The organism is Oceanobacillus luteolus, from assembly GCF_023715655.1.
In the GTDB taxonomy this organism is placed as follows: Bacteria; Bacillota; Bacilli; order Bacillales; family Amphibacillaceae; genus Oceanobacillus; species Oceanobacillus luteolus.
Window position 1 is genome coordinate 31,285 of the sequence record NZ_JAMBON010000009.1, and the last position, 14,813, is coordinate 46,097.

At 37.6% G+C, this 14,813-nt stretch carries 15 protein-coding genes; 7 read left to right on the plus strand and 8 right to left on the minus strand.

The features are described 5' to 3' along the window. Positions 1-231 precede the first annotated feature (231 nt). A complete protein-coding gene (yugI, locus tag M3210_RS07905; protein WP_251513021.1) occupies positions 232-600 on the plus strand; it encodes a S1 domain-containing post-transcriptional regulator GSP13 in 369 nt (122 codons plus the stop codon). Between the two features lie 106 nt (positions 601-706). Beyond that, the gene (locus M3210_RS07910; protein WP_251513022.1) at positions 707-2,053 is read left to right on the plus strand and encodes a glucose-6-phosphate isomerase; all 1,347 of its coding nucleotides are present in this window, start codon (positions 707-709) and stop codon (positions 2,051-2,053) included. 32 nt (positions 2,054-2,085) lie between these two features. On the opposite strand, the gene M3210_RS07915 is transcribed toward M3210_RS07910, so the two are convergent. Both M3210_RS07915 and M3210_RS07920 read right to left on the minus strand, forming a co-directional pair. Then, positions 2,086-3,645, minus strand: a complete 1,560-nt coding sequence (locus M3210_RS07915) for a hypothetical protein (RefSeq protein WP_251513023.1) — start codon at positions 3,643-3,645, stop codon at positions 2,086-2,088. Beyond that, positions 3,623-4,189, minus strand: a complete 567-nt coding sequence (locus M3210_RS07920) for an RNA polymerase sigma factor (RefSeq protein ID WP_251513024.1) — start codon at positions 4,187-4,189, stop codon at positions 3,623-3,625. The genes M3210_RS07915 and M3210_RS07920 overlap by 23 nt, the downstream gene beginning before the upstream one ends. 289 nt (positions 4,190-4,478) lie before the next feature. On the opposite strand from M3210_RS07920, the gene M3210_RS07925 reads away from it, so the two are divergent. Further along, the gene (locus M3210_RS07925; protein WP_251513026.1) at positions 4,479-5,657 is read left to right on the plus strand and encodes a MalY/PatB family protein; all 1,179 of its coding nucleotides are present in this window, start codon (positions 4,479-4,481) and stop codon (positions 5,655-5,657) included. 109 nt (positions 5,658-5,766) lie between these two features. On the opposite strand, the gene M3210_RS07930 is transcribed toward M3210_RS07925, so the two are convergent. Next, positions 5,767-6,288: a superoxide dismutase family protein gene (locus M3210_RS07930; protein ID WP_251513027.1), complete on the minus strand. Its 522-nt coding sequence runs from the start codon at positions 6,286-6,288 to the stop codon at positions 5,767-5,769. A gap of 68 nt (positions 6,289-6,356) precedes the next feature. After that, positions 6,357-6,563, minus strand: a complete 207-nt coding sequence (locus tag M3210_RS07935; protein ID WP_251513028.1) for a hypothetical protein — start codon at positions 6,561-6,563, stop codon at positions 6,357-6,359. 125 nt (positions 6,564-6,688) lie between these two features. On the opposite strand from M3210_RS07935, the gene kapB reads away from it, so the two are divergent. After that, positions 6,689-7,087, plus strand: a complete 399-nt coding sequence (kapB, locus tag M3210_RS07940; protein ID WP_251513029.1) for a kinase-associated lipoprotein KapB — start codon at positions 6,689-6,691, stop codon at positions 7,085-7,087. 25 nt (positions 7,088-7,112) lie between these two features. On the opposite strand, the gene M3210_RS07945 is transcribed toward kapB, so the two are convergent. Beyond that, positions 7,113-7,376, minus strand: coding sequence for a phosphocarrier protein HPr (locus tag M3210_RS07945; RefSeq protein WP_251513030.1), 264 nt, complete (start codon positions 7,374-7,376; stop codon positions 7,113-7,115). Between the two features lie 200 nt (positions 7,377-7,576). Between M3210_RS07945 and deoD the strand changes: the two genes are divergently transcribed. The 3 genes from deoD to M3210_RS07960 all read left to right on the plus strand — a co-directional run bounded on the left by deoD (position 7,577) and on the right by M3210_RS07960 (position 9,564). Continuing rightward, positions 7,577-8,278, plus strand: coding sequence for a purine-nucleoside phosphorylase (deoD, locus tag M3210_RS07950; protein ID WP_251513031.1), 702 nt, complete (start codon positions 7,577-7,579; stop codon positions 8,276-8,278). Positions 8,279-8,398: 120 nt separating this feature from the next. Further along, a complete protein-coding gene (locus M3210_RS07955) occupies positions 8,399-8,995 on the plus strand; it encodes a biotin transporter BioY (RefSeq protein WP_251513033.1) in 597 nt (198 codons plus the stop codon). 92 nt (positions 8,996-9,087) lie between these two features. Further along, entirely contained in the window at positions 9,088-9,564 is a 477-nt protein-coding gene (locus M3210_RS07960; protein WP_251513035.1) for a divergent PAP2 family protein, read from the plus strand. A gap of 47 nt (positions 9,565-9,611) precedes the next feature. Here the strand turns inward: M3210_RS07960 and spsC are convergent, their stop codons facing one another. The 3 genes from spsC to M3210_RS07975 form a co-directional block, all read right to left on the minus strand. Beyond that, positions 9,612-10,286: a stationary phase survival protein SpsC gene (gene spsC / locus M3210_RS07965; protein ID WP_251513037.1), complete on the minus strand. Its 675-nt coding sequence runs from the start codon at positions 10,284-10,286 to the stop codon at positions 9,612-9,614. 266 nt (positions 10,287-10,552) lie between these two features. Beyond that, complete coding sequence (locus M3210_RS07970) at positions 10,553-13,294, minus strand: UPF0182 family membrane protein (protein WP_349774328.1); 2,742 nt, start codon at positions 13,292-13,294, stop codon at positions 10,553-10,555. Between the two features lie 403 nt (positions 13,295-13,697). Further along, a complete protein-coding gene (locus M3210_RS07975) occupies positions 13,698-14,765 on the minus strand; it encodes an FUSC family protein (RefSeq protein ID WP_251513039.1) in 1,068 nt (355 codons plus the stop codon). Between the last annotated feature and the right edge of the window lie 48 nt (positions 14,766-14,813).

The following is a 14,813-nucleotide window of genomic DNA, read 5'->3' on the forward strand; positions in this document are numbered from 1 at the left end:
CAACGAGGCCGACTAAGAACGCCACACCCTGTGCGTGGGAGGCTCAGGGTCCGCCAAAGGAGCAGCGAGAAGTATTTGAACTGCGGACTTTAAATAGAATTTTTATCTACTATAACTCAACTTCAGAAAACTTTTCTTTATTTAATTCATCCACTTTTGCTAGATTCATATATTTGTGCTAAAATGAGTACTTGTGTAAAAAAATGAATATAAATATAGGAGTTGTTCAGTATGAGTAACAAATTAGAGAATGGTCAAATCGTTGAAGGTAAAGTAACAGGCATTCAGCCATATGGTGCATTTGTTCAATTAGATGAAAATACACAAGGCTTGATTCATATATCTGAAATCACTCATGGTTTTGTTAAAGATATAAATGATCACCTGCAGATCGGTGATGAGGTTAAAGTAAAAGTAATAGAGGTTAATGAAAAAGCGAAGAAAGTTTCTCTTTCTATTCGTGCAACTGAAGAAGCTCCTCAAGAGAATGTGCAACCTAAACCATCTGCTCCATCCCATCAAGAGAATGATTCTACTGCAGGATTTAACACGTTAAAAGAGAAATTACAAGAGTGGATTAAGCAATCTGAAAACAAATGATTCCAGAACGTTTCTTTAAGTCATACTTAGAGAAACGTTTTTTTGTTGATTTCCCATACTATATATCTTAAAGTTAGTATAACGATATGTTAAAAGGAGAGTTCCTATGACAAAAGTTACATTAACCTATGATAAGGCATTAAAATTCTTTAATGAAGATGAACTGAAAAATATGAAACCGTTTGTGGAAAAAGCTCACGAGCTGCTTCATGAAAAGACAGGAGCAGGGAATGATTTTCTCGGTTGGCTCGACTTACCGGAAAACTATGACAAAGAAGAATACGCTAGAATCAAGCAAGCGGCTGAAAAAATCCGTGGAAATTCAGATATACTGCTTGTCATCGGGATTGGGGGCTCCTACCTTGGCGCAAGAGCTGCTTTAGAAATGCTTAATCATTCTTTCCAAAACTTGCTTTCCAAGGAAGAAAGAAATGCGCCACAAATCATTTTTGTCGGTCATCACCTCAGTTCTACATATACAGCAGAATTATTTGACGTATTAAAAGATAAAGATTTTTCCATTAATGTCATCTCGAAAAGTGGAACGACGACAGAGCCAGCAGTTGCATTTCGGATTTTCAAAAAATACTTAGAAGAAAAATATGGTGAAGAAGAAGCAAGAAACCGTATTTTTGCAACAACCGACAAAGCTAAGGGTGCTCTTAAAGGCTCTGCAGATGAAGCAGGATATGAGACATTTGTCATCCCTGATGATGTCGGCGGAAGGTATTCCGTGTTGACAGCTGTTGGACTGTTGCCAATTGCGGTTAGTGGGGTAAATATCGACGAAATGATGAATGGTGCAAAACAAGCAATGGACGACCTCTCTACTCCAACTTTAGAGGAAAACCCGAGCTATCAATATGCTGCCATCAGAAATATTTTATATAATAAAGGAAAAACGACTGAGCTGCTTATTAACTATGAACCTAGTCTGCAATATTTTGCTGAATGGTGGAAACAGCTGTTTGGTGAAAGTGAAGGAAAAGATCAGAAAGGGATTTATCCATCATCTGCGAATTTTTCAACAGATCTCCATTCTCTTGGCCAGTACATTCAAGAAGGCAGAAGAAATATTTTCGAAACGATTCTACATGTACATGAGTCCCGTAAAGAGTTAACGTTGGAAGCTGCAGAAAATGATGCAGATGGATTAAATTACTTATCTGGGAAAACACTTCATGAAATCAATGAGAAAGCATTCCAAGGAACGATGCTTGCACATACGGATGGTGACGTTCCTAACCTGATTGTGGAAATTCCAAGATTGGATGCTTATACATTCGGTTATCTTGTATACTTCTTTGAAAAAGCTTGTGCAATCAGCGGATACCTTCTCGGTGTTAATCCGTTTGATCAGCCGGGAGTGGAAGCTTATAAGAAAAATATGTTCGCTCTTCTCGGAAAACCAGGATTTGAGGAAGAAAAAGCAAAATTAGAAGATAGATTATAAAAAAATGCGCCCAAAACAGGGCGCATTTTTTATCACCATTCAAACTCATACAAATTTTGATGGGTCACTTTCCAGCCATCCGCAGTTGCAGCCAAACCTACCAGCCCGATTGGTTCGCCATGCTTACCGATAAAAATATACTCAATTGTATTTTCATTCACCCTATTTTCCGCCAATGATTGAGAATCACTATATACTTCGATCCAATCTATTTTTTCATAACTGCTTGCATCTGGACGTAATAAATCATAAAGTTCTTTATCAATGTTCGAGACATACATATACAAGCTAAGGAATTCGAAAGCGTTCAGTCTAGAGAATTCCTCTATATCTTTTGATTCTTTATAATGATTATAAACCGACATCGTACCTGTCGAAAGGGGCCATCGGTTAAAAGCAATCAGCCCCTCATATTCAATCCCCTTTTCCATCAAATCGAATAATATATATAGACCACTACCATTATAGAAAGAGTGCTCCCTCCAATCATTCTCCCTATACGCCACCAACGCTTCTTCAACTAGAGGTGTATATAACGATTCCGGGTGATTCTCTATAAAAGTAATCAGCTCAGTCTCTAATGTATTTCTGTGCTCCTCCCACATTCCTTCTTCTAACATAGATGTCGATAAATAGTCATTCAAATAAGCTTGTGCAGGGTATAACGCATTTGTGATGTATGGCCCTTTAAAAATCAAGTCTCTGTTTTCTGGGTATCGATGATAGATCTCCTCCAGTTCCAATAATATATCATCAAATTCGTACCAAGGAATACCCTGGCTATTATCTACACCAGGAGAATGAATATCAAACTTTTCATCTATCAGCAGCAAATACTCTGCCATTCCTTCCAATCCTTCCCAGTTTTCAACCCGCTCTACGATTGCACCATAATTCACTTCAACTTGGAATTTGTCCTCCTCAAGAACATTCGTTTTTACAAGTTGTAATCCTTGTTGATGCACGGTTTCCAATAACTCTACGATTTCACTGGGACCATTATAATTATATTGATTTGCGTACAACTCCTCTACATCAGCTTGTTTTAATTGGTACTCTAGTTTTAGTCGGGAAAAATAATCGTTCATACCGTAACTTTGATATCTAAGTTTATTGAACAAATCTATAATGCTCTCCTCTGTTAATTCTTTTTTACCAGAATTGAAAGCACCTATCATTGTTTCTGGGGTTGTAAAAATTTCATCGAGTCTTGATTTCGTATGTTCCATTACCTCCTTTGTCATTTCCTTTGGAAGCGTCGCAAGTAATTCTTCTGCCTCAACCACCTCGAAAAAATTATCAACCGAATCTACTCCCAATTCAATTCGGAATTCTTCCTTTTTCTTTTCATAGTAACTTGTCAGATAATTGCTTGAAATATCCGCCTGCTCGTAGTCACTAAACGACGGTAATGCTAGAATTAAAAACAGAAAGATACCAGCTGCGAGCGCAGTATATGAATATAACTTCCCACGTTTTCGACGTTTCCTTTCATCTTCAGGGGCGTTTCTAAAGTTTCTCGTCAACTCCGGTAATCGTTCATACTCATTTTTCAAACCGTCCAATATTTTATCCAATTGTTTGTCGTCCATCTCTAGCCGCCCCCCTTCTTTCCAGTTTTAGATAAGCTTCCTTCAGCTTCCCTCTTCCTCGATGCATACGAGTTTTCACTGATGATAATTTGATTTTAAGAATGATTGCAATTTCTTCATAACTTTGATCATGAAAATAGAAAAGGATGATTGGAATACGATATTTTTCATCGAGTTGTTTGACAGCTTCGTGTAAAACATCATGTTCCTCTTCTTCAAAGTAAAAATAACCTGGCAGCCAGAGCTTTTTATCTTCAGTGACTTTATTAAATATTTTCCATTGCCGTTTCTTTCGACGATAGTGATCCCTTACGACATTCAATGTAATTTGATATAGCCAAGTTGAAAACTTACCGCGTTCAAATTGATGCAGACTTCGATGGATGTTAAGGAATGTCTCCTGTACAACATCCGGAATGGAGTCTGGTCGGATTCCAAATTGAAATGCCAATCTTTCTATGTATGGTTTATACATCGTTACAATCTCTGCGAAAGCTTGCTCATCATGTTGTTTTGCTTGCTCAATAATCCCCTGTTCTTCCACTGACTTCCTCCTTCCCCTCATGCCCCTTCAACTATGTAACGGAAAAATCTTCCTATAAGTTTCATTTGAGATAATCTTTTTTAAAAAATTATCGTTTTTATGTTTAATATTAAAAATAGTGGGTAATACTATAAACGTAAGACTTTCTCGTATTCCCCCTGTAAGCAGAGCGTAAATCGCTTTGCTTTTTTTTTGGCATTTTCTACTTGTAATCTATTTGGATGTCTGAAAAGGATGATGGCAGAAGAATTTTGATATACTGTTTATATTAAGTTAGGGAGGTTATATCATGGGAAACTTTGATGAAGTAATCAATCGTTGGAATACAAAATCTGTGAAATGGGATTTGGTAGAAACCTTATTCCAATCAAAGGACGTTATCCCAATGTGGGTAGCAGATATGGATTTCAAAGCTCCACAAGAAGTGAATGAAGCAATAATAAAACGAGCTGAACACGGTGTATACGGATATACACTGGCTGATCATGCGTTCAAAGAGTCGATTATCAACTGGAACAAAGAAAGACATAACTGGTCCATACAACCTGAATGGCTCACTTTCAGCAGTGGTGTTGTAGCATCATTACATATGGCAATTCAAGCATTTTCTGAGCCTAATGATGGTATTTTAATTCAAACTCCAGTATACCCGCCGTTTTATAATTCCATAAACGCATTAGACCGAACCATTATAAAAAACCCACTTATTTTTCAGGACAATTATTACACCATCGACTTTGCTGATTTTGAAGAAAAGTTAAAACAAGTAAAAGTATTTATCCTCTGCTCACCTCATAATCCAGTAGGTCGTGTATGGAGAAAAGATGAGCTGGAAGAAATGGCGCGTTTATGTATAAAACATAATGTGTTAATCATATCGGATGAAATTCATGGAGATTTAGTTTATCCAGGTAAGAAGCACATTCCAATCGCATCCCTTTCTGAAGAGATTGCAAACCAAACCATCACATGTATGGCTCCATCTAAAACTTTTAATGTAGCTGGATTGGCTGCATCGTATTGTATCACATCAAATGAAGAATATAAGAGATTGCTTGATAAAGCTTTTAACAAACAAGGATTTCATAGCGATCAATTGAACACAATGGGGCAAGTTGCTATGGAAGCTGCCTATACATATGGCGCTCCCTGGGTTGATGAATTGAATACTCTATTGGAAAGCCATTATCATTTTGTGAAAGAAAGCTTTGAAAAGCATGCACCTGAGCTCAACGTAGTGAAATCAGAAGGAACTTATTTACTGTGGATTGACTGCAGTGGGTTAAAACTAAATGCCAAAGAACTTAGAGAATTCTTCGTCAAAGAAGCCAAAGTTGGACTGAACGCAGGCAAGGACTACGGTGAAGAGGGCGAACAGTTTATGAGGATGAATGTGGGCTGTCCACGCGAAACATTGGAAGAAGCAGTTGAACGTATTATTGAGGCTGTAAAAAGGAATAGAATCTAATCTGTCACATTTAAAGAGTAATAAAAACAAGGCTTAGATATCATCAAATATCTAAGCCTTGTCCATTTCGATTATTATTAGTATACCTATCCATACTCGTATACTTTTCCTATTTCTCATCATCTGCTGTAATTGTTCCACAAACAATTCGATTTCCAGAATTTCCTGCTGGTTGACTATATCCATCATCGGGTTGATCATGGACTATCAACGACGTGCCTTCTTCACGCAACAAGGAATTCTTTCCATCCATTAATGTTGCTTCTGCTAACGTTAACTCCTCATCTACTTTGCCGGAACCATCCGCTTCAATATTAGGCAAGTCACCAAGATGCGGTCCTTTTGGATTCATTAAACCATGATCTTTGTCTTCAGGATTATAATGATTTCCTGCACTCGTAAAATCAGGTGGATCACATTTTGCATATTCATGGACATGGATACTATGCCAACCGGGAGCTAATCCTTCCAGCTTCAACTTAACCTTTACTCCTTCAGCTTCTTCGGTTAGGGTTGCTGTACCGAGTTTATCACCGTCAGCATTCAGCATGTCCACTTCTCTTTTCGAGTCGTCCTCCCCACTCGCACAAGCTGCTAACAGGACTAGTAAAATTATGAATATCCAACGCATGTCTTTGACTCCTTCTAGGTTACTATCAACAGTATCCCAGGAAAAGTCATCTTTAAACATCTAAAATCTTATTTATTTTTCTCTGAGTCCTCTTTTTCAATTTCATCAATTACATCTTTATATTTTTCTTCAAATTTCTTTTCTTCTTTTCTTGATTTTTTAATAAAGAAATATAGTGCCAAAACAGCAAATGACATAAAAATGATTAACATAATTACTGATGGCAAATATTCGGATTTGTCCTCAGGGAAATATAAAAACGGCATATAAATCATTTTCTCTCACACCCTTCTTACTTAGTATATCAAAAAGTTTTTGGACACGCATTCCATAGTAATCAGTAGCTATTATTCGCAAATTATTCATGATTTTGGCACAATAGAGTTGGGAGGTTTTAATGATGGACAAGGTAAAGATCGGTGAGATTGTACGAGCGCACTACCGCTCAGGAACATATATTGGGAAAGTGATCGAAGACCGTGGCGACAGGTTTCTGATTGAAGTGCTTGCGGTTTATAAGCATCCTCTTCAGGGAGATTTACATAACATGAACGCTACAAAGAATGTATTTTTCCACGAGAGAAAAGCTCTCGCCTTTCATGAAAAGATGAATGTTAAAAAACCAGCCGTGCATCCATATGATGGGGAAATCCCGGAGTATAAAGATTCATTGAAACAGGCTTTAGAAATCTATAAAAACAAACTTGAAGAGAATGACAGTGAATATAATCAACTTGCCTTGAAGACTTTACATCGACTAGAGGAAGAAGTGTATTCAAAAATTATAAAAGGAAGCTAGAGTCCCCTCACGCTTCCTTTATTTTTTACTCGCCTAAATGTTCTTTGATTACTGAAGTAATTCCTTCGATTGCTTCATCCTCATCATTACCTTCAGCAATGATTTCGATTTCTGCACCTTTTGGAATTCCTAGGGACATGACTCCCATAATGGATTTCAAGTTTACTTTTTTATCCTTATACGTAATTTGAATCTCAGAGCTGTATTGACCCGCCTTATTCACCAATAGAGTTGCTGGTCTTGCATGTACTCCAGATTCCGCTGTTATTGTAAAGTTTTTAGTTTGCATTGTATCGCTTCCCTTCCATCTATTTAACACTACGTATAATAATGTATTTTTCCTCTTTTTCATTATAAACAATTTCCGCCTATATTCAAACTAATAACTCAGGAAATCTCTTTAAAGATAAATAATATATTGCAGAAATTTGTCAATGATTTTTGAGTATGGTACCTTTACTTATGATAAGACCGAAGGAGGAATGGAACATGAGTGTACATATAGGTGCAAAAAAAGGAGAAATTGCGGAGACGATTTTACTTCCTGGAGATCCATTACGGGCAAAGTATATTGCAGAAACATTTCTCGAAGATGTAAAACTCTACAATGAAGTTCGCGGTATGTATGGTTACACCGGAAAATATAAAGGAAAAGAAGTATCAGTACAAGGTACAGGTATGGGAGTCCCTTCCATCTCGATTTATGTCAATGAATTGATAAACGAATATGATGTAAAGAAATTGATTCGTGTTGGCACTTGTGGAGCACTTCAAAAAGATGTCAAAGTTAGAGATGTCATCATTGCTCAAGGAGCTACAACGGATTCACAAGCTAACAAACTTATTTTCGGAGACATTTTCTATGCACCACTGGCAGATTTCAACCTGCTGAAAAAAGCTTATGATGCTGCAACGGATAAAGGGATGTCTGTTCAAGTTGGAAATGTATTTACTAGTGACAACTTTTATCGTGAAAATGCAAGACAAGTCAATGAACTCCTTGCGAATTATAATGTCCTTGCAATTGAAATGGAAACGACAGCTCTCTATACATTAGCAGCAAAATATGACCGTCAAGCACTATCGGTATTAACTGTGTCTGACCATATTTTAACTGGTGAAGAAACAACAGCTGAAGAACGTCAGACAACATTTAATGAAATGATTGAAATAGCACTAGAAACAGCATAAGATTTCTAATTCCGATCACCCCAGATAATTCTGGGGTGATTTTTATTGTCACCTAGATAAACATTAAGTTGACATTGATGACCTTTCTATGTAATATCTAAAAAAGGGAGGGAATATCACTTGAAACAATTTAGAACATTAGATCTAACCTTTGGGGCCATGTTTGTTTGTCTAATGGTAATTGGGGCAAATATTACCGTTTGGTTCCCAATGCTTGCCATACCCATTGGCGGAACGACTGTACCAGTTTCTTTACAAACTTTCTTTGCAATTTTAGCAGGATCTATGCTCGGTAAACGGCGAGGAGCATTTACCATCATTACATACATTCTTGTCGGTGCAGCTGGTGTGCCAGTTTTCGCTGGGATGCAAGGTGGACCATTTACATTAATCAGTCCAACTGGAGGATTTTTAATTTCATTTGTTTTTGTCGCTTTTGCAGCTGGCTACGTCAGCGAAAAATTTGGTAAAGATTCTTTTATTGGTTATACGATTGCTGCCTTGGCAGGTCTTGTAGTGAACTATGTAATTGGTGTGAGTTATATGTATCTTGCTATGAATACATGGCTCAATCTTGAAATTTCCTATATCGTTGCTTGGGCAGGAATGATTCCGTTTATCATAAAGGATGCAGCACTCTCTTTCGTTGCCGCAATCTTTATGATACAACTGATTAAACGCGTACCAGCGACTTGGATCAAGGCAAGAGCCTCCTAAGATTCGACCTCTTCCTGTCTTGTTTACTAAGCAAAGGCCTTATGGTAAACTTGTTACTACTTAGGCTTTCAACAGGAAGGAAGAATCGACAGATGGAGATATTTACAAACTTTCCTTTATGGGCGGCTTTAATTGCAATTGTCATTGCACAATTTATTAAAGTACCAATAAAACTAATCGTTGCACGGGAACTTTCCGTTCGAATTGCTTTCAGTACTGGAGGAATGCCGAGCAGTCATTCTGCCGCGGTTACTGCACTAATTACTGCAATCGGTATTGTTGAAGGAGTAACTTCCAGTCTGTTTGCAATCGCTTGTGTATTCGGTGTCATTACGATGTATGATGCATCCGGTATCCGACGTCATGCAGGTGTCCATGCTGCCGTATTGAATCAGTTGATGAAAGACTTGCAAACAATTTTCGAAGAAGCGAAAGAATGGAATAAAAAAGATGATGAAAAAAAACGTGAGGATTTGAAGGAATTATTAGGGCATGAACCGATTGAAGTATTCTTTGGTGCTTTGACCGGTATAATCGTCGCCTTTCTCGTTCATCCCTTATTTTTATAACACTAAAGACCCCAGAATGACATCCATTCTGGGGTCTTTCATCTGTACTATTCACTGATAAATTCAGAACGAAAAACTTGAAGCGCTTCATTATCGTTCAATTCTGCCAAAACTTCCTCTGACAGACTCCCTTCACCCATTTCAATCACATACACATCAAGCTCTTGTTTTCCCCATTCATTATATACATCTTCTACTGTCTCATAATATAAATCGATTCTATTTCCTTGAATCGCACTTCCAATATCTGCTACTACACCATATCCATAAGATGGAATATAAAGCACGGTACCAATCGGAAAAACATTGATATCTGCGGCAATGGTCGAATACAAATCACGTTTAACTTGGACACCTGAATACGTAATTCCATACTCTGGATGGGCTTCCGTCTTTCCTGTCGACTCAAAGCCGGCCGTATATCCTGTTGCAATTACATTCACTTTATCATATTGTTCGAAATCAATAGCTTCTTCTAACGTTTGCGGCGCATCAATACTGTCACTCGATATATACGTAACCGGGGATTTCTCATGGTGTAATTCTTTGTTGTTCAACGATGTTTCTCGTAGTCCAAATTGTTCGGCGGTGATTCCACCATTGTCAACTTGAACCATTTGCGCATAGACTCGGCCGCTATCCTCTTCTAATGTGGTTACGGCCACTAGGAATATAGCAATAAATAATGTTATTATTCCTAGTTTTTCGTAAAAAGTCTTCATTTTTACACCTCTCTGGTACTTCCAATTTGATGGTTTTATATTTATACCACCTGATTTTTCTTTACACCAGATTAGGATGTCCAATTAGAATATGAATATACATCATAATTTAGAAATTTTAAATTTATCGGCATTATCATAAGTTTGTATACGATATGTGATATGCCAAACTGCAACTTTCCTAACTGCTTTAGATACTTGACCATTACAAAAAAGACGGGCAGGATTTTTTCCTGTCCGTCTTAGCATAAGCTAACATGTTGATTCTATTCGATATTTGCCAGGATTTCCTCAATCTCGGCCATAATCCTTCCAGCCTCTTCCCAATCACCATTTGATAAGGCTTCTTGGTAATCATCAAATAAAGTGGAGAATTGCTGAAGTATAACATCTGCTCCCTCTAAAGGAATGGATGGTGTCGTTTCCTCACCTTCCTCGACCTCTCCATCACCAATTGGTGTTGGTGGAGCTCCTCGGTCGATTAAATCAAAGAGAGCATCCAATGCACGATCAAAGTTTGATTCCATGACAATGTAATCTTCATAAGCAATTATAATTTGTTTTACTTCTGGTAATGACGTTTCATTGGCAGATTCAATATAAATCGGTTCAACATACATGATTGTATCTTCTATTGGAATAGCTATCAAGTTCCCTCGGATAACCTCTGAACCACCTTGGGACCATAGATTTAATTGTTGCGAAATCGTACTATCCTGATTGATCCTGTTCTCAATTTGCTGTGGTCCATAGATGTTCCGCTGTTTCGGGAAGGTGTAAACAAATAATTCTCCGTAATTGTCCCCATCATTTCGTACCCCCATCCAAGCAATCATATTTTGCCTATTCTTCGGGGTATATGGAACCATTAAGATGAATTCCTCTTCTTCATACTCCGGCAATTTCATCGTGATATAATATGGTTCGATTTCCACATCAGAATCGAAATAGTTTTCAGTAGCAAATTGCCAGTAGTCTTCTCTGTTATAGAAGACTTCTAAGTTGGACATGTGATACGTTCCATACATTTTAGCTTGAACCTTAAAGAGCTGTTCAGGATAACGGAAATGACGTTGTACATCTTCCGGGATCTCTTCCGTGAATAAGTCAGGGAAGATAGCCTGGTAAGTCCTTACCAACGGTTCTTCAGGGTCCACATTATAGAAGTCAACTTCTCCGGTATAAGCGTCGACTACAACTTTTACCGAGTTGCGAATATAATTATCATCTCCACTGAATTGTTCAGAATATGGATAGTTTTCGGCTACAAGATAAGCATCAATCATCCAAGCTAGGCTTCCATCATCACGGATAAAGATGTATGGATCTGAATCATATTCAAAGAAAGGCGCTATCTTAGTTACACGATCCATAATATTACGTGTCTTTAATAATCTACTATCCGAGTCGAGTTGATCAGATACAAGGAATCGGAAAGATGCTTGATCGATTGCAAACAACAAGCGGTTGAAGCCATTCAGCTGAATACCAGCTTCCTCTTCATAACGGCTTGACACGTTCTCATCCCCAGATGGGTAGTCAAACTCATCTACATTCGTATCTACAATGACATCATTATAATCTTCTTCCCCAAAATAAATTTGAGGACGCGTTACATCAATTGCCCCTTCAACAGGAATATTTCTCAGTAAATATTGTGGCTGTCCTTGGCCTGTAACTTCATTTACATGACTCATCGCCACACCATAACCGTGAGTATATCGAAGATTTCGGTTTACCCATGTTTGTGCTTGTTCTGGTAAATCTTCTGTACTTAATTCGCGGGCTCCGATAAAGACCTGTTGATAGTCACCATCAATTTCATATCGATCAATATCAATATCATTAAATTGATAATACGTCCGGAATGTTTGTATCTGATTATAGATATCTAGTAACGGACGAGAATCATTGATACGGATATTATCGATCGTCAATGCGTTTCTCTCCACCATGTCACGGTCAAGGGAATAATTTCCGGGATGCTGCTCTTCTTTAATTTCATCAAGATTATATGCAGCCTTTGTAAATTCCAAGTTCCGCTCCAAGTATGGTGATTCTCTATGGAATTCATTTGGTGATACGACAAAGTTCTGTACTATTATCGATGCACCCTGACCAGCAATCAGTAAGACGAAATAAGCTGCAATTGGAATGATTACCGATTTCATCCTTCCTCGGTATAAACCAATAATTGTCCAAACAGCTGCGATAATTGCTACAGCAGCAAGAACATAAGCTTTAGGTATATTAATGAGTTCATCTGTATAGCTTAATCCATAGACAACGCTTGTTTGGAATAAGTTGACCTGATTGGACAAGAGTGTATGATAAGGTTGGAGCAGATGAATCGCTGCGACCATCAAACCAACAAGGCCGATTGTTACTCCGATATGGAGTTGAGCTCTTCTGCTTAACCGATACATATGGAAAACAGAATAAGCGCCGGCTACGACGAGAAGTGCGAGTATCGCCAATGTAAGAATCAGATAAATGACAAACTCCAAGAATGGCAATACAAACATGTAGAAGGAAATGTCCATATTAAAATGCGGATCAGTAACTCCAAACTTTTCATGTTGCAAAAATTTTAGTAGCGGTTCCCAACCAAGTCCTTGGACTACTGAACTTCCTAAGACCCCTACAAGAAAAGATGTACCGACGATGATCAAACGGCTGAATTTCTTTTCGGCAAGAAAAGGCGGCAATTGGCTTTCATGGAAATGATTTACATATGAACTACGAATCCATTGTAATGTGATGAAAGTAGCGATGAAAAATAAAACAAAGCCAATTCCCATCAACGTCAATTTACTACCTAGTATAGTCGTAAAAACATTGCCAAATCCTAGGTTATCCATCCATATATAATCGGTGATCCAATTAAAAGTAAGTAAGAATACTAATCCAATTGCTAAAAGAATACCAAAGATTATTCCAAATATCTTCCCCGTTTTTTTCATTTTTGCTAGTTGTTCTGGAGTTACATTAGGTTCTTTTGTACTCACAGTAGACCTCCCTTAATTGTTTTTCTAACATTTATCATAACAGATATCATTCTGCAATGCCTCATATTATTATGTAAACAGCAATTTCAATTTAATTATCATGATACTGTTCTTTCATACAGCTTACACAGAATACCTGTGTATTTTGATAAAGATATGCTTTAATTTCGGTAGATCCTCGACTGCTTGGATAGCGCATTCTTGCATAAATCTCTTCATCGCTATGAATTTGTTTTTTGCATTGATAACATGTCTGCTTAATGTTAAATGGAAACATACATTTTACCCCCTTCTATCTATGATGTAATACTTCCACCTAGTAGTACGGGTGTCCAAACTGAAAGGTTTCATATTCAGTAGAAATATAAGCCATTTTCATAAAAAAAACCTAACCTTGGGTTCATTAAGATGTCCCAAAGTTAGGTGATTTTTTCGGATGATTTTCTTTTTTACGTACAAACTTCTCAAGTTTATCCAACTCAGCGAACAATTCGATAAGACTGTTCGCTACTGGAAAGACATATGTCCATTTTTCGTAATCCGATCCTTGTAATTCTTCAATAAGATTATTGATCGTCAAGCGCATTGCATTTTTCGTTTCCCTTTGTAAATCACGATCGAGAAGAATCTTATCCTGATAAAGTAGGAAAACATTCTCGCTATAATTGGTTATTTCATTAATCAACTTTTTGATCACATGACTTTTTCCGCTACCCATTGTTTCGATTTCTTCCATATTCTTTTCCAATTGGGTAATAAGGGTATACTGCTTTTCCAACACACGAATCATATGCTTGTAGATGACAATACTACGGAGAAAGTTGATTTTATGGCGGATGAACAGGCGGCTCCGCTCTCCAACTAAAATATCATAATAATCTTTGATTTTTGTAATTTTCTTTTCTATTTCCCGATCTTCATCTTTTAATGTCGGAACACTCATTGTTTTATTCGGTATGACTCGAAGTAAAAATAATGTCTGCGTAACAGCATCATCTATACGATTAAAGAGCAGTTTTTGATGATCGGGTGGGAAGACGAATGCATTGACAATAAATGCAGATGTTACACCAATCACTACGAGTGACAACCGATGAACAATAAATGCTATATCAATGCCCCCAGTACTTTGCAGCATAATCGTAATAATGGTTAATACAGTCAAACTAACCGTTTTATTCAAGCCCAATCGAACGTTTACTGCAATTGAAAGAATAACGACCGTTCCTACTGACAACGGATGGCTGCCCAGCAAGAATAAACCTAATAATGAAAAGATGACGGCAATTGAGTTTCCAATGACGACTTCTTTAAAGTATTGGAACGAACGCATAATCGATGGCTGCATCGCTAGTACTGCAGCAATAGCCGCAACAAGTTCCAGATTCATTTGCAGCAAACTTGTAATGACTAGCGTCAATGTGACCGCGATACCCGTCTTGAGCATCCGGGGACCTATATTAAATTCCATTTCTACACCTCAACATGAATTGCAATACTTGCATACCAGTCTTATTAT